This is a genomic window from Sporosarcina cyprini, assembly GCF_022048975.1.
Lineage (GTDB): Bacteria > Bacillota > Bacilli > Bacillales_A > Planococcaceae > Sporosarcina > Sporosarcina cyprini.
The window spans coordinates 1-21,591 of record NZ_JAKMHX010000024.1 but is presented as its reverse complement, the minus strand read 5'-3'; the positions used below and the strand labels follow the sequence as shown (position 1 = coordinate 21,591).

The window sequence follows — 21,591 nt, the reverse complement described above, 5'->3', positions numbered from 1 at the left end:
TGGGGAGGGATCGGTATGCAGGTTATTCAGGAGGACAACAGTACATTCCAGGATGATTTTAAACAGGCGAAAAAGCGTTTGAAAAAACAGCAGAAACAGCTTTTGTTCCGGCGCATCATGCGGAATCGAGGTATTGTGATCGGCGGCAGTACGATGATTTTCTTATCTCTTTTCGCCTTATTCGGACCACTTATCGTTTCGTATGATCCGTATGAAATGATCGTTACCGACCGGCTGAAGGCTCCGGGAGGCGATTATCTGCTTGGGACAGATAATTTTGGAAGGGATTTGCTCACGCGTATGGCTTACGGAGCACGGGTATCCCTTAGCGTCGGGCTTTCTGTTGCATTATTGTCCTGCTTGCTTGGGATGATCATTGGATTGCTCGCAAGTTATTTCAGGTCGCTCGACAATATATTGATGCGGATTTGCGATGGATTGATGGCGATACCTGGGGTGTTGCTCGCAATTGCTTTAGTTGCTGCACTTGGCCCGAAGAAGGAAAACGTCATCATTGCTTTGACAATTGTCTTCATTCCAAACGTCGCCCGCGTTGTCCGCTCTGCGGCAATCGTTGTCCGAGAAGAGACTTATATAGAAGCAATCCGTGCGCAAGGGGCAAAGACATGGCGGATTATTGTTCTGCATATTGCGCCGAATACAGTGGCACCGCTTGTCGTACAGGCTTCCTTTATCTTTGCGGATGCCATCATCACGGAGGCAGCTTTGAGTTTCCTCGGTGCTGGAATCCCAGCGCCGGATCCGAGTTGGGGGAATATACTTCACGACGGAAAGGTCGTTATTTTCACCGCATGGTGGATGACCGTATTCCCTGGGATTCTGATCGTTCTTTCCGTACTCGGCTTGAACCTGCTGGGGGATGGAATACGGGATTATATCGATCCGCATACAACGAAATGAGGATAGAAGCCGGTGGAATGAGAAGGAGGAGGGCCTGATATGAATCCTGAAAAATTATTGGAAGTCAAACGTCTCCGAACGCATTTCAAGACGGAGACAGGAAGAGTTACCGCAGTTGATGATGTTTCCTTTCATGTGAATAAAGGTGAAATTCTCGGGATTGTCGGAGAGTCGGGATGCGGAAAAAGTGTGACATCCCAAAGTATCCTCCGGTTATTTGACGAAAAGTACTTAGTGAAGTACGAAGGGGAAATCATTTTTAAAAACGAAATAGATCTGTTAAAGCTGTCGAAAGCACAAATGCGCCAGGCGAGGGGCAATGAAATATCAATGATCTTTCAAGATCCGCTCAGTTCATTGAATCCTGTACTGACGATCGGCTTTCAAATCGCGGAAGCCATCATGCTGCATGAGAATACATCAAAGGAAGAGGCGATGGCGCAAGCGGTCGAAATGCTAAGGCTGACCGGCATTCCATCTCCGGAAAAACGGGTGCACGACTATCCGCACCAATTGTCAGGCGGGATGAGGCAGCGCGTGATGATTGCGATGTCCCTTGCCTGCAAGCCGAGATTGCTGATTGCTGATGAACCGACGACCGCACTGGATGTGACGATCCAGTCGCAAATCTTGGATCTCATTGAAGATATCAACAAGAGGTTCGATATGGGGGTCATTTTCATCACGCATGACCTTGGTGTCGTGGCGGAGTTGTGCGATCGGGTCGTTGTTATGTATCTCGGCCAGATTGTGGAGGAAGCGGATATTTACAATTTGTTTGAAAATCCAAAGCACCCATATACAAAAGGGCTGATCCAATCGATTCCGCATATGGATGGGGACCGCGAAGAGGAATTGCATGTCATTGCCGGCACTGTCCCGTCGCTTGAAAATGTGCCAGTTGGTTGCCGATTTGCTCCACGATGCCAGTTTGCCGATGAGCAATGCAATAGCCAGGCACCGGAGCTACGAGGAATCGGCGATGGCCAAAAAGTGCGATGCTGGCATGCGGAACAAATCGCTGAACGGAAGGAGGAAGTGTATGCGACAAGCTGAAATGGCACCGGACCGTTTATTGAAGGAAGGCGCAAGACAAGAAAACGTTCTGCTTGATGTCCAAGGGCTGACTAAGCATTTTCCTGTCAAAGGTTCATTGGATGCTTTTAACCGAAACCGGCCGTCCGTGAAAGCAGTGTCCAATGTGAGCTTCCAATTGTTTGAAGGAGAAACATTTGGTCTAGTCGGAGAATCGGGTTGCGGCAAAAGCACGACGGGTCGAACGCTGATGAGGCTGATCGAGCCAACAGAAGGCAAAGCGATTTACCGCGGAAAGAACATTTTTGAGCAATCAAGCAAAGAACTCCGCAAAACGAGAGAAGAAATACAGATGGTCTTTCAAGACCCCTACTCCTCCTTGAATCCAAGAAAGCGGATAGGGAGTATATTACAGGAACCGCTCATTATCCACTCCATCGGCAAAAGAAATGAACATACTGACCGGGTGATGGATATCATGCAAAAAGTCGGCTTGTTGCCAGAGCAGTACTACCGGTTTCCCCATGAGTTTTCAGGCGGCCAGCGGCAACGAATCGGGCTTGCACGAGCATTGATCGCAAATCCGAAACTTGTCATTTGCGATGAACCTGTATCGGCGCTGGATGTCTCGATCCAGTCCCAAATTATTAATTTGCTTAAGCGCATGCAGGGTGAATTCAATTTAACGTATTTGTTTGTCGCCCACGATATTAGTGTTGTGCGCCATATTTCTGATCGAATCGGCGTCATGTATTTGGGCAATATGGTGGAAGTGGCACCAACGGACAGCTTGATTCAAAATCCGCTTCACCCTTATACGAAGGCGCTACTTTCCGCCGTTCCGATACCGAACCCAAGAATTAAAAGGGAACGAATTGCATTGAAGGGGGAAATTCCGTCTCCATTGAATCCACCGGCGGGCTGTGTGTTCCATACCCGGTGTCCATTCGCGACAGATCGATGCAAACAAGAGGTGCCGGAAAGCAGGGAAATGGCTCCGGGCCATACGGTCGCTTGCCATTTATACGATTAATAAGAAGGACAAGGATAGGGGGTAATGAGTTGAAAGAGGAAGAAAAGATTTTATTGGATTTTCTAAAGGTAGATTCTGCGTATGATGCCAGTGTCATCCCAGGCACTGAAGATTTCACATTCATTACAAAGAAAAGCGGCCTTCCTCAAGTGTGGAAGCTGGATGAGAAAGGGGACTCGTTTCAATTTATCGAAGTTCACGACCGCGTAATGAGTGTGTTTCATTCTCCTGATGGGGAAAAGATGGTGCTCGGAGTTGATTCAAAAGGGAATGAAAAGCAGCAACTCTATCTAACTGGCCGAAAAGGGGAAAACCTTGAAGTGCTTGTGGAGTCGCATGAGCATTTTCATTACTGCGGTGGCTGGTCCCGAGATGGCCGGTATGTGTCATACTCGAGCAACCGGCGGCATCCAGGCTATTTCGATGTTTTTGTTCTGGACGTTGAGACGAAGGAAACGCAGCAAGTATTCACTACCGATGCAAACTGTGTGCCGCTTGGATGGTTGAACGAGGAGAAGCTATTCATCTCGGTGAAGGAAACGAATATTGACAGTTCCCTCTACATTGTAAATATCCATGATGGGGAAAAGGTGCGTATCGGAAACAGCGGCACGGCAGCGCGTTATGAGTCTCCAATCGTTGGAAAAGGAGTTCGACACGGGTATGTTCTATCTGATTACCAAGAGGACACCGTTCATATTTGCAAATTTCCTATCGATAATCCGGAGCAATTGGAAAAGCTGATTCATTGGGAGAAATGGGATATAGACGAGATCGCCTTATCGCCGGGAGGCGAGTCGTTATCGTTTTGCCTGAACGAAGGCGGCATATCCAAATTGGGCATTTATCAAACGGAGACAGGCAACTGTGTGCTTGCGGAAGATTTGCCCGAGGGCGTCATCAGTTCCATGTCGTGGCTATCTGATGAATCCATCCTCTTCACCTTGAAGACCCCTGTCAACCCAGGGGATATTTGGGTGTATCATTTGCCTGCCCAAAAAGCGGAGAGGCTTACTTTCATAGGGAAGTCGGATACTGTCGGGCATCTTTGGAAGCGTCCTGAACTGCATACGTATTCCTCTTTTGATGGACTGGAAGTTCCTTATTTCATTTATTCATCTGGTGAGGAAAAAGATAAGCCGGCCGTCATTTATGTCCATGGGGGTCCGGAAGGCCAGACAAAAGCGGAGTATAACCCGGTACTCCAATATTTGCTCTATAAAGGGTTCGTCGTTGTTGCTCCAAATATTAGAGGCAGCAATGGCTATGGAAGAAAGTATCTCAAGCTGGATGATGCGGACAAACGCTTGGATGCAGTTGCCGATTTGGCCAGTCTTGCAAAGGAATTGGTTTCGGCACATGATGTGCATCCGGATAAAATCGGCATTATGGGACGCAGCTATGGAGGATTCATGGTGCTTGCGGCATTGACTCATTACCCTGAAGTGTGGGCGGCAGGTGTAGATATCGTCGGCATGTCGAACTTGAAGACGTTCTTGATGAACACAGGTGAGTGGCGCAGATATTTGCGGGAGAGTGAATACGGCTCCCTTGAAAAGTACAGCGATTATTTTGATGAAATCGCGCCAATGAACTTAACGCATCGCATCGAAGCACCGTTGCTCGTTTTCCATGGAAGAAATGACACACGAGTTCCAGTTAGTGAGGCGGAGCAGCTCGTACGGGATTTGCAAGAACGGGACAGGGAAGTGCAGCTCATCATCTTTGAAGATGAAGGCCATCAGACGGAACGGATTGAAAACCATATTACGATGCATACCGAGACAGTGGCATTTTTCAGCCGCTATCTTGAAAAAGCGAACCCAAAGGAGTGTTTACAATGAAGGAAGCACATTTGGACATCAGAGGGTCAATCACACGTTTACTAGAAGAAGAGGCGGTACAAAAAGGGCTGTCATTCATTAAGGCTGACAACGACAGAACGACGGAAGAGCAAATTGAACTGACAGAAATTGAGGCACCGACGTTTCAGGAGCAGGTGAGAGGAAACGTTTATAAGGCGAAATTAGAGGAAGTGGGCATCAAGGACATCACGATCGATGAGGTGGGCAATGTTTTTGGTACCCGCAAAGGAAAAGGGGACGGCCCGGCGCTAGTCCTCTGTGCCCATTTGGACACCGTGTTCCCAAGTGGCACCGATGTGAAGGCAAAGTGGCGGGATGGAAAAGTGTTCGCGCCTGGCATTGCGGATGACGGCAGGGGATTAGCTGTCGTGCTTGCCATCGCTAAGGCGCTGCAGCATACCGAGATTGAGACGGCAGGCGACTTGATCATTGGAGCGACAGTCGGTGAAGAAGGATTGGGCGATTTGCGCGGAGTGAAGCATTTATTCAGTTCTCGTCATGATATCGATGGTTTTATTTCCGTGGAGCCGGGAGAACCGGAACGAACGACGTATCTAGGAACCGGCAGTAAGCGCTATGAAGTGACCTACGAAGGGCCGGGCGGACATAGTTTTGGCGCCTTTGGCACTGCGAATCCGATTCATGCGTTAGGAAAAGCGATAGCCAAAATTTCTACCTTGTCGGTCCCCGCAGAGCCGAAAACGACATATAATGTCGGCATCATCCATGGAGGAACGTCGATCAATACGATTTCGGAAACGGCGACCATGTTTGTCGATATGCGTTCCAACTCCCAAGAGGAATTGCAGAAATTAGAGTCAACCGTACTGCGAATGATTCAGCAGGCAGCGGACGAGGAAAATGCGTTCCGCGGCAAGTCGAATGAAATTACGGTGACGAGTAAATTGGTCGGCGACCGGCCGGCTGGAAGTCAATCGTCGGAGTCGGCCATTGTGCAAGTCGCACAAGAAACGACCGCTGCGCTCGGATTTACGCCAGTATTGGATTCAGCATCGAGTACAGATTCCAACGTTCCGATTCACTTGGGAATTCCAGCTGTCACCCTTGGGGGCGGAGGGAAAGCAGGTGGCTTCCACACGTTACAGGAATATTATGATCCGACAGATGCCTATATCGGCGTTCAAAAAGTCTTCCTTACTGTACTCGCATTGCTTGGCTGCGCGGGTGTGACAGAACCTCTACTGGAAAAAAGGGAGAAGGCGGTGACATCGCATGGAACTTACTGAAAGAGGGACGCTGGAGCAGGTGTACCGTTATATCGATGAGCACAAGGAAACCTATCTGAAGTGGCTTTTCGAGTTATGCGAGATTCCGAGTGTCGCTGCCCAGTCGAGAGGAATTGATGAGGCAGTGGAAGCTGTGAAAAATAAGCTTCTCGAACTGGATGCCGAAGTTCAGGTGATCAAAACGCCGGGAAATCCAGTGGTCTTCGGGAGTCTCGCGACACCACGGACGACGCAGACATTATCGTTTTACAACCATTATGATGTACAGCCGGAAGATCCGCTCGATATATGGGAAAGCCCTCCTTTTTCACCGACCATCCGTGATGGAAAGATCTTTTGCAGAGGCGTTGCAGATAATAAAGGAACTTTAATGGCAAGGCTCTGTGCTGTCCATGCATACAAGCAAGTGTTGGGTGAATTGCCTGTGAACCTGAAATTCATCGTGGAAGGCGAAGAGGAGATCGGCAGTCCAAATTTGGAGACATTTGCGGATGAGCATATCGATTTGATTCGCGCCGATGCGAATATTTGGGAAAATGGATTCAAAGATATTGACGGAAATCTTCAAGTGAGCCTGGGGTGCAAAGGGATGCTCTATGTGGAATTGCACGCGCATGGAGCAAACACAGACTTGCATTCCGGAAGGGCGGCTATTGTAGAAAATCCTGCATGGCGGCTCGTGTGGGCATTGGCCACCTTGAAAAACGAGAAAGACGAAATCTTGATTGACGGGTTTTATGACAAAATCCGACCGATGACTGATGCGGAACGAAAGCTGACAGAACAGATGGAGTATAACGAAGAGGAGGACCTGAAGCAATTGGGGATCCCTCGTTATATTAACGGATTAACTGGATTTGATCTGCAGGAGAAGTTGATTTTCCAGCCGACCTGCACGATTTGCGGAATTGAATCGGGCTATACGGGTGAAGGGTCCAAAACGGTTCTTCCTTGTGTCGCAAAGGTGAAATTGGATTTCCGACTCGTTTCGGATCAAGATCCGGATGAAATTCTGGAGCTTCTCCGCACTCATTTAGACAAACATGGATTCGAAGACATCGAGATTGTTCCTTTGAAAGGGACACGGGCGGCGACGACTGCGCTGGAAGATCCGCTCGTTAGTAAAATTGAGAAAAGTGCCATGGATTTCTACGGCAAGCCACCAAAAGTATTGCGTTCCCAAGCAGGGACGGGCCCAATGTATTCATTCTGCCAAAAGTTCGGCATTCCATCAGCAGGCTTCGGCGTAGGTCATGCGGATTCCAGAAACCACGCACCTAACGAGAGTATCTTTGTGGATGATTATATAGAAGGAATCAAATTTATGGCGATGTTCCTGCACCAATATGCCGAGGAGGAAACGAGTTGATTGAAGAAAAGCAAAGGGAGGCTGTGATAATCGAGGAACGGGTAGAACGCGATTTCCTTGGCGAGCGGAATCTGCCTAAGGATGCGTACTACGGCATTCAATCCTTACGTGCGCTTGAAAACTTCCCGATTACTCACGAACGCATCCACCCGCAATTAATTCGTGCGCTTGGCATGGTGAAGAAGGCAGCAGCTGAAGCGAATCATGAAGTGAACGGTCTGCCCGCTGATAAATGCAAAGCTATCGTGGAAGCCGCACAAGAAGTGATGGACGGCAGATTCGACGATCAATTCATCGTCGATCCGATCCAAGGAGGAGCCGGCACATCCATTAATATGAATGCCAATGAAGTGATTGCCAATCGTGCGTTGGAACTGCTCGGACATCCAAAAGGAGACTATGGCATAATCAGTCCGAACAATCATGTCAATATGTCACAGTCCACCAATGATGCGTTCCCGACAGCTGTCAAAATAGCGGTTCATCAACTGCTGAATGAACTGATTGACTCGATCGGATACCTGGTGGAAGAGCTTCAAACGAAAGAGGCGCAATTCGATACCATTATTAAAATGGGAAGAACGCATCTTCAGGATGCCGTGCCCATCCGGCTTGGACAGGAATTCGGAGCGTACAAACGAGTGGTGGAGAGAGATCTCAAGAGAATTCGGCAGGCCCGCCTTCATCTCGAGGAAATTAACATGGGAGCGACGGCGGTCGGTACTGGACTCAATGCATCGGTACGCTATATCCAGCGAGTGACAGAACAGCTTTGCCAAAGCAGCGGATTTCCACTGCGAACAGCCGAGCATCTCGTCGATGCAACACAGAACACGGATTGCTATACAGAAATATCAGCAGCCTTGAAAATCTGCATGCTCAATCTGTCCAAAATGGCGAATGATTTACGATTGATGGCTTCAGGCCCGCGCACAGGGTTCAATGAAATCAACCTGCCCGCCCGACAACCGGGTTCTTCCATCATGCCCGGAAAAGTAAATCCGGTCATGGCAGAAGTTCTCAATCAAATCGCTTTTCAAGTGATTGGAAACGACCACACGATTAGCCTTGCTTCCGAAGCCGGACAATTTGAATTGAACGTAATGGAACCGGTTCTGGTCTATAACTTGCTCCAATCCATCACGGTCATGAAGAACGGCATCGACGTCTTCCGCCGCTACTGCCTCGCCGGAATTACTGCCAACGAGGAACAACTAAGAAGCAACGTGGAAAACAGCATCGGCATCCTGACCGCGCTCATTCCGGCCATTGGCTACGAAACGTCTTCCCAGATCGCGCGTGAAGCGTTTGCTACGGGTGTGCCCGTACGGGAACTCTGTTTGAAATATGATGTGGGAAGTGCGGAGGATGTGGATCGTTTATTGCGTCCGTATCCGATGACGGTTTTGCAGGGGGAGCTTTGAAGGTAGTGAAAGTGCGTGTAGTACCCTGGAGTTTTAGATGAGAGAGTGTATTAGAAAAGCCTAGCAACTGTAGAAGCTGCAAGGCTTTTTCCTGTGCTTAATAATTCTCTAGAAAATCCGTCATACTCCGTCGAATATGAGCTTCTGTCGCTTCTCTTGCCTTATCGGCATTGCCTTCTAGAATGGCGCTTACGATGACCTGATGTTCCTTGATCGATTTGATCATTTGTTCTTCCACCATTTCTGCTAAGTGAGGAGGAAGGCCATTCCACATTTGGTCAAGGAAAGATTGGAGTCGTTCGCTTTCGGAAGCTTTCCAAATGATGCGGTGGAAATGTTCGTTGGCGACGATATAATCATTGACCTGACGGTTAGCAACCGCGTTTTCAATGTCCTGCTGAATCTCCAACAATTCCTGTTTATCGAAGTCCTTTAAGCTTGCCCGTGCAGCTGCTTCGCCTTCTAACATGGCTCGAATATCGTAGTGGTCTTGAATATCGTCTCTCGTAAAGCCTTTAACGGTGACGCGGCGATTTTGATTGGTCAGGAGCAAGCCTTCGCGCTCTAGCGCATAAAAGGCTTCGCGAACAGGCATACGGGAGACATTAAGTTTTTTGGCGATTTCCTCTTGGATTAATTCCTCGCCTTCCTTCAAATCTCCGTTGAATATCGCTTTCCGCAAAGTTGCGATGACTTGGTCCCGAGTGGATTGTTTTGCAATTGGCTCCATACCGTTTCGACACTCCTTCATTCTATTACTCCTATTATATCGATAAAAAGAAGCAATTGTACAACGATGTAAAAATTGATTGACAACTTAAAAGAGTCACTATAAACTAAATGTATTCTGTATCCAAAATCCAAAATAGAAAAGGAAGGGGTAGTCGAATGTTGCCTCTTGAAGGAATTACAGTAGTTTCTCTTGAACAAGCGGTCGCCGCTCCATTTGCGACTAGACAGTTTGCAGACCTCGGAGCGAGGGTTATTAAGATTGAACGGCCAGGTGATGGGGACTTCGCCCGACACTATGATACGACTGTGAATGGAATGGCAAGTCATTTTGTTTGGATCAATCGGTCAAAAGAATCGTTGACATTGAATTTGAAAAGTGAAGAAGGAAAAGAGATTTTGCATACGCTGCTTGCGGAAGCAGACGTGTTTATTCAAAATCTGGCGCCTGGTGCTGTCGATCGGCTGGGATTCAGTCCGCAGCAATTGAAGGAAAAGTATGATCAGCTGATTGTCTGTGGTATTTCAGGCTATGGATCGTATGGGCCTTATGTAGATAAAAAAGCATATGATCTGCTCATTCAATGTGAAGCTGGACTCGTTTCCATTACAGGAACTGATGAAACTCCATCCAAGGCGGGGATTTCTGTAGCCGATATTGCGGCTGGAATGTATGCATATACCGGCATTTTGACGGCGTTGATACAACGAAGTAAAACCGGCAAAGGGTCCGTGTTTGAAGTGTCCATGCTCGAAGCGCTTGGCGAGTGGATGGGATATCCGCTCTATTATTCACATTATGGCGGGAAAGAGCCGGCCAGGACGGGTGCAAGGCATGCGACGATCTTTCCGTACGGTCCATTCCCTGCTAATGATGGCAAGTATGTGTTCTTGTCGATTCAAAATGAACGGGAATGGGCCCGTCTTTGTGAGACGGTCATGAAACGTCCAGAATTGATTGGCGATGAAAAATACAGTACGAACTCGGCTCGAGTTGAGAATCGGGAAGCTTTAAAGGAAATCATTGAAAGCGCTTTTACTGCATATACAGCTGCGCAGCTAGTCAATTTGCTGGAAGAAGCGAAGATTGCGAATGCTAGGTTGAACTCTGTAGAAGAGTTTGTTCAGCATCCACAATTGCAGGCTAGAAATCGCTGGCGAAATGTCGACACGCCGAACGGTCCGATCAAGTCGTTGTTGCCTCCTGCAACATTTCAAGAGTTTGAGCCTGTCATGGAGGCGATTCCGGAAGTCGGTCAAAATACAGATGCCATTTTGCAGGAATTTGGTTTTGATGAGGCGTTCATCCAGAAATGCAAGGCAACTCATGCGATATAAGGAGGAGTCGACTATGATCATACGCTCGTTGTTGTTTGTACCTGGAAATAATGAAAAAGTCATTGCGAAAGCTGAGCAATTACCGGCCGATGTTATCATCTATGACTTGGAAGATGCCGTCGCACCTGAACAAAAAGCGGAGGCACGGGCCAGAGTTTGCAAGGCGTTGGCTGCTTCTCGCAAATCGGTCGTTGTTCGGATCAATTCGATGGAGACGCCGTATTTTGTTGAAGATGTTCGGGCAATTGCTGAGTTGAGCACGGATGCTTTGAAGGGCATCATGCTGCCAAAGTCTAATCGCGGCTCTGATGTAATAATGCTGGAGCGGATGCTAGATTCATTGGATGTGCTCGAGTCGGTGGAGATTATTCCGTTGCTCGAGTCGGCTTCAGGTGTTTACCATTCATTTGAAATTGCAGACTCTTCCAAACGGGTGAAACGGTTGGCATTTGGTTCTGTCGATTTCGCCCTGGATATTGGGGCGACGTTAACAAAGGAAGGGACGGAACTATTATTCGCTCGTTCCCAGCTCGTTGTGGCCTCCCGTGTCGCTGGGCTGGAGCAGCCGATTGATACCGTTTATGTTGATTTTAAAGATTCGGAAGGTCTGGTGAAGGAAGCCGCTATGGTGAAGGGCCTCGGATTTGGAGGCAAGCTCGCTATCCATCCTTCACAGTTAGAAGGCATTAACAGGACTTTCCAATCGTCAGAAGCGGAGATCCAAGAGGCAGAAGAAATTATGGCGCATGTAAGGGAATACGGCGCTTCCGTTTTTCAGCTGAATGGAAAAATGGTTGATGAACCAATCATCCAACGTGCGAAACGCGTGCTGGAACTTGCCGGAAAGTTAAACTTGGGAGAATAAGGGGGAGTAAGGATGGCATCGATTAATCAAAAAGAGGCTTTTGGCGTGGGGACGGGTTCATTGGCTTCACCCAAAGTGACAATTTTTAATTTGCCTGTCGGCTGGTTTTTAGCATTTGCCGCAATCGCTATAGCGTGTATGTATATGGAGTTATTGCCGCCAGGATTGATTGGCGCGCTATTGATCATGATTGTACTTGGAGAGTTGTTAGGCTGGTTAGGCGATCATACTCCAATTGTCAAAAGCTTCTTAGGGGGCGGTGCCATTATCGCCATCTTTGGTTCGTCGTATTTGGCTTATGCTGGTCTCATGCCCGAAAGCACCATCACTACGATTACGGATTTCATGAAGGCTGGAGATTTCCTGAATTTCTACATCGCTGCCTTAATTACAGGAAGTATCTTAGGAATGAATTCAAAAGTGTTAGTTCAAGCAGGCTTAAAGTATGCATTTCCTTTATTGGCTGGTGTGGTAGGGGCAATTGTCTTGGCTGGCTTGGTTGGCTGGCTCGTCGGCTTCACGCTGCAAGATTCCGTTCTTGTCATGACTTTGCCTATCATGGGTGGCGGACTTGGAGCAGGTGCAGTTCCAATGGCGCAGGTCTACTCTGAACTGTTAGGCAAAGACACAAGTTATTATATGTCCTTATTAATACCTGCCCTCGCACTTGGGAATGTGTTCGCCATCATTTTCGCTGCTGGCTTGAATGTGCTAGGTAAGAAGTTTCCGAAGTTGACAGGGAACGGGCAACTGATCCAAGGCTTCACCTATGAGCAGAAGGAGCTGCAATTGGACTTTGGCAAGATGGGAATTGGTTTGCTTGCAGCGGCTTCTTTCTATATGGTGGGAACGTTGCTCGGAGAGTTTATTCCAATTCACCCGTATGCGATCATGATCATTTTAGTCGCAGTTGTTAAAGCATTGAACGTGTTGCCAGCATCAGTGGAAGAAGGTGCGAGCCAGTGGTATCAATTTGTCGCAAAGAATTTTACATTAGCCTTACTGATCGGAGTTGGTGTTGTTTATACCGATCTAGGAGCTATTCTTGCGGCATTGAGCATTCAATATGTCGTCATCGTAGTCGCAGTTGTACTTGGGGCGATTCTTGGCTCTGCCATTGTTGGTAAACTTGTCGGTTTCTACCCGATTGAAGCTGCTATCACAGCCGGTCTATGCATGGCAAATATGGGTGGAACCGGAGATGTTGCAGTCTTGTCTGCAGCTAAGCGGATGGAACTCATGCCGTTTGCCCAAATATCTTCACGGCTTGGTGGCGCGTTAATTATATTACTGGCCGGTTTATTAGTTAATTTGTTTGTGTAGGAAAGAATCTCATAAAAACTAAATAGATTATTGACACGAATTATCAAAATTGTTATCCTAGTTTCAATCCCGTTTCTTGCGGGAATTGAATAAGACATTTCCGGGTAGAGACGATGAGAACCCGGCGAAGCCAGTCATGCAGCCTGTACAAGGGCCCTGCATTTTTTAGGCTTTGCCGGGTTTTTTGTGTTCATCAAAGGGGGGAGCTTGGAGACGCAGGCAGGCAGCAGGGGAAGCACAGTATATCAGTTTGAAGAAGATTAATGGAAAAGGGGAGTATGTATGGCATTCGATTATTTAGATTCGCCTGCAGACGCGAAGAAACTGGAGAAGTTTCAGCGCAAGGTGAAGATTGTTTCGGCGGGGGGTACATTTCTAGACGGCTTTGATTTGACGATCATTGCAGTTGCGATGCCGCTTATTTTGAGACAGTGGAGTATTTCGCCAGGGGAGCAGAGCTTCCTGACGGCTTCTGCCATTATTGGTTCGTTTATCGGGGCGGCGTGGCTCGGCCGGTTGACGGATTCATTTGGCCGGAAAGCGATGATTACGATCGATTTGATCGCATTTGTTTTATTTGCAGTTTTGACAGCGGTTGCACCGAATGTGCTTTGGCTCATTGTCTTCCGATTTTTACTTGGTATTGGGATTGGCGCGGACTATCCGATTTCCGCGACACTTGTTTCGGAGTTCAGTTCGACCAAAAATAGGGGTAAGCAGGGGACGTTCCTTGCTGCGATGTGGTTTGTCGGCGCGGTTGTCGCTTATTTGAGCGGTATTCTATTTGCTCCTCTTGGTGACCATGCATGGCGTTATATGTTCTTATTGGGCGCGATTCTTGCTTTGATTATCTTCCTGTTCCGGATCGGTTTGCCGGAATCTCCGCGTTGGCTTGTTTCCAAAGGCCGTGAGAAGGAAGCGCAAGATGTTATTTTCAATATCACGGGCAGCAAAGTAGAGTTGAAACCTGAACCGAAAACGAAGAAGGTTCCACTTAGCTTATTGTTCTCTAAAAAGTTGATTAAACGAACGATTTTCGTTTCAGGATTCTGGTTCTGTTATTCCACTTCGTATTATGGTATTTCGATGTATACACCGACTATTTTGTCAGCATTTACGCAAGGAGATTTACATAAGACCTATGTTGCTTCTTCAATCGTTAGTATTCTCGGACTGTGTGGGGCCATCATTGGGATGAACCTCGTTGAACGGTGGGGACGCCGTCCGTTGCTAATCACGTCATTCGCAGGGTTGACAGCGGGCCTTGCGGTTCTGACATTCAATCCGCATCCGACACTAGTATTCTTGGTTGTTCTGTTTAGTATCGCGGTTCTCTTCGCTAACATGGGTGGCGGTATTTTGAACTTCGTTTATCCGACGGAATTGTTCCCGACGAGCCTTCGGGCAGGGGCATCCGGATTTGCGACTTCTGTTAGCCGGATCGGGTCCATCATGGGCGTTTTGGTCTTCCCGAATGTCGTGGCTGTATGGGGCAATTCCGCTGCGCTTGGCGTTTTTGCCGGTGTTGCGCTGATTGGCCTTCTGATCACTTACACGCTTGCACCGGAAACGAAGGGTATTAAGCTGGAAGAAATTAATGCAGAGTTTGAAACAGCGAAAGACTTGAACTAAGAGGAGGAATTTCAGATGGAAAAATGGCTAAGTCTTTGGTCGGCCGGCCAGAAAAAGACAGCGGAAGATATGGCGGCATTAAAAAACGCCGGATTTGACGGCGTCGAAATTTGGGCAGAGCATCTGACGGCTGAGAAGGATATGGAGCTGGCGAAGGAAGCAGGACTGAAAATCGGTTTGCACCTTCCTTTTCATGATTTAAATCTAGCCTCTCCTTTTAAGGAAGTAGAAGATTTGATTTTCCGCGTGAATCAGGAATGGCTCGAGAAGCTTCAGGCGTATGGAGGAGGACATGCTGTCATTCATGGCGGCATGGCTTGGGCTTCAGAAGGACATGCAGAGGCAAAGCGCCTTGTGATTGATCGCCTCAGCCGCACTCGTCAAATGGCGGAAGAGCTTGGCTGTACGATTTTATTTGAAAATCAAATTCCGGACGGGTTGAACTATACACATATTTTCCCTTCGTCCGTCGATGAATGGCTCGAGATTTTGGATGCTACCGGTACAGCAGCATGCCTGGACACTGGCCATCTGGCAGTGCTCGGCGCTCCGCTAGAAGAAACGGTAGCTCGCTTAGGAGAACGCCTCGTTTCTGTGCACTTCTCCGACAATGATGCAAAGGGAGATTTGCATCAATTGCCTGGTGAAGGTGTCACAGGACTGGATACGGCAAAACTCATGCACATTCTAAACGAAAACGAGTTTGACGGACCAATAGTGTTTGAAATCAATCCATACACATATAATTTGGAAGATATCATTCGGCATCCATCTGCGCAATTCTCGAATTGATGACAGAGTGCCAGGATGAGCGGATCAGGGGGTGAGCGGATGGAATGGTTGCAGTTGGCTGATGTTGAAATGCTTACAAAGCTCAGTATTTCGGCGGTTCTTGGTCTGGTGATCGGATTGGAGCGGGAGTTGAAGAGAAAGCCGCTTGGGTTGAAAACGAGTCTCGTCATTTCGATTATCAGCTGTTTGCTGACCATCGTTTCTGTGGAAGCGGCCTATACGTTCCCGGGCAGTGAAGATGTCCGGATTCAGATGGATCCGCTCAGACTGGCAGCACAAATAGTATCCGGCATCGGTTTTCTTGGCGCTGGGGTTATCCTGCGCCGGGATAACGAACGGATATCCGGCCTGACTACGGCGGCAATGATCTGGGGAGCGGCAGGAATCGGCATCGCAGTTGGAGCAGGATTTTATATCGAAGCGGTTTTCGGTGTGCTCCTCCTGCTCATCGGTGTGGAACTGATTCCGCTTCTCGTTATCCGTTTTGGGCCAAAACACTTGAAAAAAAGAGATTTGACGATCCGGGTTACCGTCAGTCAGCCAGAAGGCATTGAGACGGTGATGGATGAATTAAATAAGCAGAAGTTCTCCATTTCGCAGTCCCGCATTAAGGATTTGCAAGGGGAAGAGCAGCAACTGATCGAAGTGAAGACGAGAGTGAATGTGAGACATTCAGTACCTCAAATCTACACGATGATCAAGAAAATCAATTATGTGCAAAACGTAGAAATTATTAGCTGACAGCGAGGGGAGCAGGTTGACAAAAGGTTTTATTTTTGATCTGGATGGAACCATTTATCTGGACGATAACACAATTCCAGGTGTTCCGGAAGCCATCCAGGCATTGAAAAATAGAGGGGACAAAGTCGTCTTTTTGACGAATAAATCGATTGCTCGCCGTACGGATTATGTTTCGAAACTAAACCGCATGGGAATTGAAGTCGAGTTGGATGAGGTGATTAATTCCAACTACATTACAGCCCACTATTTAAAAAACAATATGGCGGAGGGCGATGCTGCCTACGTGATCGGGGAGCAGCCTTTATTCGACGAATTGCAGGAAGCCGGTATCCAGCTCGCATCCGAAGCGGCAGACGCATCCCATGTCGTACTCGGATGGGATCGCCAGTTTAACTATGAGAAATTAAATGATGCGTTCCAGGCGTGGCGGAACGGGGCAGAGATCATTGCGACGAACCCAGACCGGACGTGTCCGGTAGAAGGCGGGGAAATCCCTGACTGCGGCGCGATGATCGGTGCGTTAGAAGGGGCGACAGGGCAGCCTGTGAAACAGATTACGGGCAAACCCTCTGCTTTGATGTCCTCGTATGTCTTGGAGCAAGTATTGAAAATGGAAGCGGACCAATGTTATATGGTCGGTGACCGCTTAGAAACCGATATCCGGATGGCGAACGAAGCCGGCATCCATTCTGTTTTGGTGATGACTGGCATTACGACTTCCGCTATGCTGGAAGCCGCAACGGACCGTCCTTCGTATGTGCTGGAAAGCGTGCGGGATATCGCCTCTTTATAAATCGAAATTCCACATGGCGGGATTGCCGGAAGAAACCGCTAGTGCACCCGCTTCCAGTGCGGCATGAACCTCTGAAATATCAGTGATGAGCCCGCCTGCGATAATGGGGAAATCCAGTTCGCTGCATAGCTGATCGATGATTTTCGGCATGATGCCCGGCAGGATTTCAACAGCATCCGGCTTGCAAGATTTGACCATTTCAATTCCTTTATTAATGGCACCCCAATCCAGCAGGAAGATACGCTGGATCGTCTGCAATCCGACTTCATTCGCCATTTTTACAATATGGCTTTTCGTTGTGATGATGCCGGTAGGGTTCCAATACTCCTTCACATAGCTGAGTGCATTTTTGGAGTTGGAAAGCCCGTCAATAAAGTCGAGATGGAGAAAGACATGCTTATTAGCTGCCCGTAATTGTTTTATGTATTCAGCGATCGTCATCAGGTTTCCCGTCAAAAGGAATACGATGTTAGAGTTGGACGTTAGCGCCGCTTGCAAATCCTCTTCACTTTTGACAGATGCGATCATTTGGGACTCGACCATATCGACTAGACGCAAGTTGTTTCACCCTTTCTTGTAGATAGCCTAATCCTATACTATCACAGGGAAAGTATGAAAATATAGAATAGAATATTAGGTCAAAGAGTAAAGAGAAGGCCATTGCAATCCCCGCATTTTTTGCAGGGCTCTTGTGATGGCCATTTTCTATGAAGGAGCGTGTTAGATTTGAAAACTTTTTCATATGAGGATCGGAAAGCTAGCTTAGCTGCAATGGATAATCGACACTACGACGTGGTCATCGTCGGAGGCGGGATTACGGGTGTCGGCATTGCCCTTGACTGTGTCTCCAGGGGACTTAAAACGGCTTTGATTGAGATGCAGGATTTTGCTGCGGGAACGTCAAGCCGGTCGACGAAATTGGTCCACGGGGGCTTGCGTTATTTGAAGCAGTTCGAAGTCGGCATGGTGGCGGAAGTCGGCAAGGAGCGGGAAGTTGTCTACCGCAACGCGCCGCATGTGACGCATCCGGAATGGATGTTGCTGCCGATTTATAAGAAAGGGACTTTCGGTAAGTACTCCACTTCGGTCGGGTTAAAGGTCTATGACTTTCTCGCGGGCGTTAAGAAGAAGGAACGCCGAAAAATGCTTGATCGGAAGCAGACATTAAGCCGGGAGCCATTGTTGAATGAGAAAGGACTGCTCGGCAGCGGATATTACGTGGAATATCGGACAGATGATGCCCGTCTGACCATTGAAGTGGCGAAGAAAGCGGCGGAGCTCGGGGCAGATCTTCTTAATTATGCGAAAGCCGAATCGTTTATTTACAATGGCCAGGGTCAGGTGAGCGGCTTGTATTTCGTGGATACGTTAACGGGCACCCGCCACCGCATCCAAGGTACCCGAATTGTCAACGCAACGGGTCCTTGGGTGGAAAGTGTCATCGGAATGGACCGGAAAATAGAAGGGAAGAGCTTGTTTCATTCCAAGGGAGTCCATATCGTCATCGATAGCCGGAAGTTCCCGCTGCGCCAAGCCGTTTACTTTGATACACCGGACGGAAGGATGGTCTTTGCCATTCCGCGGAACGGCAAAGCGTATATCGGAACAACGGACACCGAATACACGAGCGATCTGCAACATCCGCATGCTACGGAAGAGGATATTGATTACTTGCTCGAGTCCATCCACTTCATGTTCCCGGATGTCCAGGTCTCAAGAGGAGACGTGGAATCGACATGGGCTGGCGTCAGGCCGTTGATTCGCCAGGAAGGGAAAGGACCGTCTGAGATTTCACGGAAAGATGAAATCTGGACATCCGAAACCGGACTGATCACGATTGCAGGCGGCAAGCTGACAGGCTACCGGAAAATGGCGGAAACGGTGACGGATCTGTTATGTGAACAGTTGGAGTCGGAAGGTGTTTCGTGCAAGAAATCCGTGACAAAGGAACTTCGGTTGTCCGGCGGGGATTTCCATGATCCGCGGGAGTATGATCCGTTCATTGCAGCAGAATCGAGAAAGCTTGCAACGCTCGGCATGTCGATTGAAGATGCGACAAGCATAGCTGCCATGTATGGGACGAACACGCAGGTGATCGCTAGTTTAGCGGATCAAGTGAACCCGGACTCTCCGTTGCCTTTATCTATTCAACTCGTTTTGCAATATGCAATGGAATACGAGATGGCGTTGACCCCTGTCGACTTCTTCATGCGACGGACGGGTGCCGTATTCTTTGATATCGAGTGGGTGCGGAAGTGGAAGCAGGATGTCATCGATTATATGGCGGAACGCATGGAATGGACGCCGGGTGAAACGATGCAGTATGCCCGGGCGCTCGATGAACGATTGAATGAAGCGGTAAATGAATAAATACAAGATCCATAGCAACCGGATTTCCATAACATTGGGGATCCGGTTGTTTTTTATTTGAGATCCCTGGTGGAAACTGACCCAATCAACACAAAAAAAGCCCGTATTGTCAAAGGATATTGAAAACAAATTCGCGAGTCGGTAAAGTCAAAGCATTGTTAGTGATTCCGAACAGGGAATTTATGTTCCCCGAGTCGGCAAGGAGGATAGGAAATGACCGCGGTTGTAGCGATTACGGAAGAAATGTTTGCTAGGGAAGTGATCAATAGCGAAATGCCGGTATTGGTCGACTTTTATGCAGACGGCTGTGGTCCATGCGAATTCATCGCTCCGATGCTGGAGGAGTTTTGCAGCGAGTACGAAGGACAGATAAAAATTACCAAGTTACTTGTGGATATTGACGAAGTTCTGACGAAATCCAACGAGCTGGTGAACCGATATGAAATCATTGGATTTCCGACATTATTGCTTTTCCGGCATGGAGAAGTGGTTTCGTCCCATTTGGGAAGTTTGAGCCGTAGTGAATTACAAGAGTTTCTTGAAACTGTTTTGAAATAAAGAAGTGCTCGTCCGGCTGAATAACGTGTTCAGCCGGGCGTCAGCAAATAGAGAAAAGTAGGGGTGGGGACATGATACAGAAGTCTGTTGCAGAAAATGTAATTCAAGCGGCGCTTGAAACAGGCGGAGATTTTGCGGAGTTATTTATTGAAGATAAGAGGAATTCGACAATCAGCATGATTGGCGGAGTCGTCGAACGTGCACTTGCAGGACGCGATTATGGGGTAGGCATCCGGATTCTTAAAGGGGAGTACTCCGTGTACGCCTTTACGAGTGATGACAGCGAGGAGAATTTATTGCAAGTCGCCAGATCGGCAGCGCAAGCGATCCGCAGCAACCCAATCGATGTAACGTTGAATTTCCAGAAGAAAATTATTGAAAATAAACACCATATCCGCATTTTACCGAATTCCGTTTCGAAGAAGCAAAAAGTGGAATGGCTCAGACGCGCGCATTTGTCGGCGATGTCCTTTGATCCAGTGATTGCTCAGACGACTGCGACGTTCATTGATACGTTGAAAGATATTTGCATCGTCAACTCAGAAGGCTTGTTCGTCGAGGACCGCCGGGCGTATAACCGCATGGGGATCAGCGTCATTGCGGAATCCGGGAACGATCGAGAATCCGCTGATTTCGGACCGGGTTCTTTTGGCGGGTTGGAATATATGGAGCAGCTTGATATTGAAGGGATTGCGAAAGAAGCGGCACGCAGCGCGAAAACGATCCTTTTTGCGGATCATGCGCCATCCGGCAATTTCCCTGTTGTGATCGACAATGAATTCGGAGGAGTCATCTTCCACGAAGCTTGTGGCCATGGATTGGAATCACATGCGGTTGCCCGGAAAGCTTCTATTTTTGCCGATAAGCTTGGTGAATATGTGGCATCGCCTCTTGTCACGGCTTATGATGACGGCACAATTCCGAATGCCTGGGGTTCACTCAATATCGATGACGAAGGCATGGCGACGCAGCGGAATTTATTGATTGAAAATGGAATTTTAAAAGGTTATTTGATTGATAAATTAGGCAGCCGGAAGATGAACATGGATCCGACGGGTTCAGGGCGCCGGGAGTCTTACAAATATGCACCGACATCCCGGATGAACAATACGTTCATCGCAGCAGGCCAGTCGACACCGGAAGAAATTATCGCCAATACGGAGCTTGGCATTTTCGCCAAGTATATGGACGGCGGTTCCGTCAATCCGACGACGAGCGATTACAATTTCTCGGTGAGTGAAGGCTATATGATCCGCGATGGGAAGATCGCCGAGCCAATCAAGGGTGCAGCGATCATCGGAAAAGGCATCGATACGCTGAAGAAAATCGACATGGTCGGGAACAATCTTGGTCTCGGCGTCGGTATGTGCGGGGCATCGAGCGGCACGGTTCCGGTCACGGTCGGCCAACCGATGATTCGTGTTTCCGAGCTCACCATTGGCGGCAGAGGAGGGAATAGCTGATGAACATCCAAGACTTTCAAATAGAATTGTTTGCGGCTGGCGAAAAGGCTGGATTTGAGGAAATGGAACTCTTTTACTCTTCCAGCAAAGCGG

Annotated in this window: 19 protein-coding genes; 17 read left to right on the top strand and 2 right to left on the bottom strand. The window is 48.2% G+C overall.

Annotated features, from left to right (window positions below):
* Positions 1-15: 15 nt before the first annotated feature.
* The 7 genes from L7D49_RS09905 to L7D49_RS09875 are packed head-to-tail and all read left to right on the top strand — an operon-like array spanning position 16 to position 8,894.
* Positions 16-921 (top strand): ABC transporter permease, encoded by a 906-nt coding sequence (locus tag L7D49_RS09905; RefSeq protein WP_238080676.1) that lies wholly within the window; start codon positions 16-18, stop codon positions 919-921.
* Positions 922-960: 39 nt separating this feature from the next.
* Entirely contained in the window at positions 961-1,977 is a 1,017-nt protein-coding gene (locus L7D49_RS09900) for an ABC transporter ATP-binding protein (RefSeq protein WP_238080675.1), read from the top strand.
* Positions 1,964-2,989: an ABC transporter ATP-binding protein gene (locus L7D49_RS09895; protein ID WP_418895873.1), complete on the top strand. Its 1,026-nt coding sequence runs from the start codon at positions 1,964-1,966 to the stop codon at positions 2,987-2,989. The genes L7D49_RS09900 and L7D49_RS09895 overlap by 14 nt, the downstream gene beginning before the upstream one ends.
* A gap of 29 nt (positions 2,990-3,018) precedes the next feature.
* Complete coding sequence (locus tag L7D49_RS09890) at positions 3,019-4,833, top strand: S9 family peptidase (protein WP_238080674.1); 1,815 nt, start codon at positions 3,019-3,021, stop codon at positions 4,831-4,833.
* The gene (locus L7D49_RS09885) at positions 4,830-6,101 is read left to right on the top strand and encodes a M20/M25/M40 family metallo-hydrolase (RefSeq protein ID WP_238080673.1); all 1,272 of its coding nucleotides are present in this window, start codon (positions 4,830-4,832) and stop codon (positions 6,099-6,101) included. Before L7D49_RS09890 ends, L7D49_RS09885 begins: the two co-directional genes overlap by 4 nt.
* Positions 6,088-7,470: a M20/M25/M40 family metallo-hydrolase gene (locus tag L7D49_RS09880; protein ID WP_238080672.1), complete on the top strand. Its 1,383-nt coding sequence runs from the start codon at positions 6,088-6,090 to the stop codon at positions 7,468-7,470. The genes L7D49_RS09885 and L7D49_RS09880 overlap by 14 nt, the downstream gene beginning before the upstream one ends.
* A complete protein-coding gene (locus L7D49_RS09875) occupies positions 7,470-8,894 on the top strand; it encodes an aspartate ammonia-lyase (RefSeq protein WP_238080740.1) in 1,425 nt (474 codons plus the stop codon). The genes L7D49_RS09880 and L7D49_RS09875 overlap by 1 nt, the downstream gene beginning before the upstream one ends.
* Positions 8,895-8,991: 97 nt before the next feature.
* Here L7D49_RS09875 and L7D49_RS09870 read toward each other — a convergent pair whose 3' ends face one another.
* Complete coding sequence (locus L7D49_RS09870) at positions 8,992-9,645, bottom strand: GntR family transcriptional regulator (protein ID WP_238080671.1); 654 nt, start codon at positions 9,643-9,645, stop codon at positions 8,992-8,994.
* A 137-nt stretch (positions 9,646-9,782) separates the two neighbouring features.
* Between L7D49_RS09870 and L7D49_RS09865 the strand changes: the two genes are divergently transcribed.
* From L7D49_RS09865 to L7D49_RS09835, 7 genes are all read left to right on the top strand, one after another.
* Entirely contained in the window at positions 9,783-10,961 is a 1,179-nt protein-coding gene (locus tag L7D49_RS09865) for a CaiB/BaiF CoA transferase family protein (protein WP_238080670.1), read from the top strand.
* 13 nt (positions 10,962-10,974) lie between these two features.
* Positions 10,975-11,826 (top strand): HpcH/HpaI aldolase/citrate lyase family protein, encoded by an 852-nt coding sequence (locus L7D49_RS09860; protein ID WP_238080669.1) that lies wholly within the window; start codon positions 10,975-10,977, stop codon positions 11,824-11,826.
* A 12-nt stretch (positions 11,827-11,838) separates the two neighbouring features.
* A complete protein-coding gene (locus L7D49_RS09855; RefSeq protein ID WP_238080668.1) occupies positions 11,839-13,149 on the top strand; it encodes a 2-hydroxycarboxylate transporter family protein in 1,311 nt (436 codons plus the stop codon).
* 282 nt (positions 13,150-13,431) lie between these two features.
* Positions 13,432-14,781 (top strand): MFS transporter, encoded by a 1,350-nt coding sequence (locus L7D49_RS09850; RefSeq protein WP_238080667.1) that lies wholly within the window; start codon positions 13,432-13,434, stop codon positions 14,779-14,781.
* Between the two features lie 15 nt (positions 14,782-14,796).
* The gene (locus L7D49_RS09845; protein WP_238080666.1) at positions 14,797-15,573 is read left to right on the top strand and encodes a sugar phosphate isomerase/epimerase family protein; all 777 of its coding nucleotides are present in this window, start codon (positions 14,797-14,799) and stop codon (positions 15,571-15,573) included.
* 39 nt (positions 15,574-15,612) lie between these two features.
* Positions 15,613-16,314 carry an MgtC/SapB family protein gene (locus L7D49_RS09840; RefSeq protein WP_418895872.1) on the top strand — a complete coding sequence of 234 codons (702 nt, stop codon included), beginning with the start codon at positions 15,613-15,615 and terminating at the stop codon, positions 16,312-16,314.
* Between the two features lie 16 nt (positions 16,315-16,330).
* Positions 16,331-17,107 (top strand): HAD-IIA family hydrolase, encoded by a 777-nt coding sequence (locus tag L7D49_RS09835; RefSeq protein ID WP_238080665.1) that lies wholly within the window; start codon positions 16,331-16,333, stop codon positions 17,105-17,107.
* Here the strand turns inward: L7D49_RS09835 and L7D49_RS09830 are convergent.
* Entirely contained in the window at positions 17,102-17,665 is a 564-nt protein-coding gene (locus L7D49_RS09830; protein WP_238080390.1) for a glycerol-3-phosphate responsive antiterminator, read from the bottom strand. The two genes, L7D49_RS09835 and L7D49_RS09830, sit on opposite strands and share 6 nt — an antisense overlap.
* A 213-nt stretch (positions 17,666-17,878) precedes the next feature.
* Here L7D49_RS09830 and L7D49_RS09825 point away from each other — a divergent pair, with 213 nt between their 5' ends.
* From L7D49_RS09825 to L7D49_RS09815, 3 genes are all read left to right on the top strand, one after another.
* A complete protein-coding gene (locus tag L7D49_RS09825) occupies positions 17,879-19,477 on the top strand; it encodes a glycerol-3-phosphate dehydrogenase/oxidase (RefSeq protein WP_238080648.1) in 1,599 nt (532 codons plus the stop codon).
* A 213-nt stretch (positions 19,478-19,690) separates the two neighbouring features.
* The gene (locus L7D49_RS09820; protein ID WP_238080391.1) at positions 19,691-20,035 is read left to right on the top strand and encodes a thioredoxin family protein; all 345 of its coding nucleotides are present in this window, start codon (positions 19,691-19,693) and stop codon (positions 20,033-20,035) included.
* A 71-nt stretch (positions 20,036-20,106) separates the two neighbouring features.
* Positions 20,107-21,498, top strand: coding sequence for a TldD/PmbA family protein (locus tag L7D49_RS09815; RefSeq protein ID WP_238080392.1), 1,392 nt, complete (start codon positions 20,107-20,109; stop codon positions 21,496-21,498).
* Positions 21,499-21,591 lie beyond the last annotated feature (93 nt).

Bases quoted from the DNA above. Each gene is read 5' to 3' on its own strand.
- L7D49_RS09905 (WP_238080676.1), top strand. From the start codon at position 16: ATGCAGGTTATTCAGGAGGACAACAGTACATTCCAGGATGATTTTAAA.
- L7D49_RS09900 (WP_238080675.1), top strand. From the start codon at position 961: ATGAATCCTGAAAAATTATTGGAAGTCAAACGTCTCCGAACGCATTTC.
- L7D49_RS09895 (WP_418895873.1), top strand. From the start codon at position 1,964: ATGCGACAAGCTGAAATGGCACCGGACCGTTTATTGAAGGAAGGCGCA.
- L7D49_RS09885 (WP_238080673.1), top strand. From the start codon at position 4,830: ATGAAGGAAGCACATTTGGACATCAGAGGGTCAATCACACGTTTACTA.
- L7D49_RS09880 (WP_238080672.1), top strand. From the start codon at position 6,088: ATGGAACTTACTGAAAGAGGGACGCTGGAGCAGGTGTACCGTTATATC.
- L7D49_RS09870 (WP_238080671.1), bottom strand. From the start codon at position 9,645: ATGAAGGAGTGTCGAAACGGTATGGAGCCAATTGCAAAACAATCCACT.
- L7D49_RS09865 (WP_238080670.1), top strand. From the start codon at position 9,783: ATGTTGCCTCTTGAAGGAATTACAGTAGTTTCTCTTGAACAAGCGGTC.
- L7D49_RS09860 (WP_238080669.1), top strand. From the start codon at position 10,975: ATGATCATACGCTCGTTGTTGTTTGTACCTGGAAATAATGAAAAAGTC.
- L7D49_RS09855 (WP_238080668.1), top strand. From the start codon at position 11,839: ATGGCATCGATTAATCAAAAAGAGGCTTTTGGCGTGGGGACGGGTTCA.
- L7D49_RS09850 (WP_238080667.1), top strand. From the start codon at position 13,432: ATGGCATTCGATTATTTAGATTCGCCTGCAGACGCGAAGAAACTGGAG.
- L7D49_RS09845 (WP_238080666.1), top strand. From the start codon at position 14,797: ATGGAAAAATGGCTAAGTCTTTGGTCGGCCGGCCAGAAAAAGACAGCG.
- L7D49_RS09840 (WP_418895872.1), top strand. From the start codon at position 15,613: ATGGAATGGTTGCAGTTGGCTGATGTTGAAATGCTTACAAAGCTCAGT.
- L7D49_RS09825 (WP_238080648.1), top strand. From the start codon at position 17,879: ATGGATAATCGACACTACGACGTGGTCATCGTCGGAGGCGGGATTACG.
- L7D49_RS09820 (WP_238080391.1), top strand. From the start codon at position 19,691: ATGACCGCGGTTGTAGCGATTACGGAAGAAATGTTTGCTAGGGAAGTG.
- L7D49_RS09815 (WP_238080392.1), top strand. From the start codon at position 20,107: ATGATACAGAAGTCTGTTGCAGAAAATGTAATTCAAGCGGCGCTTGAA.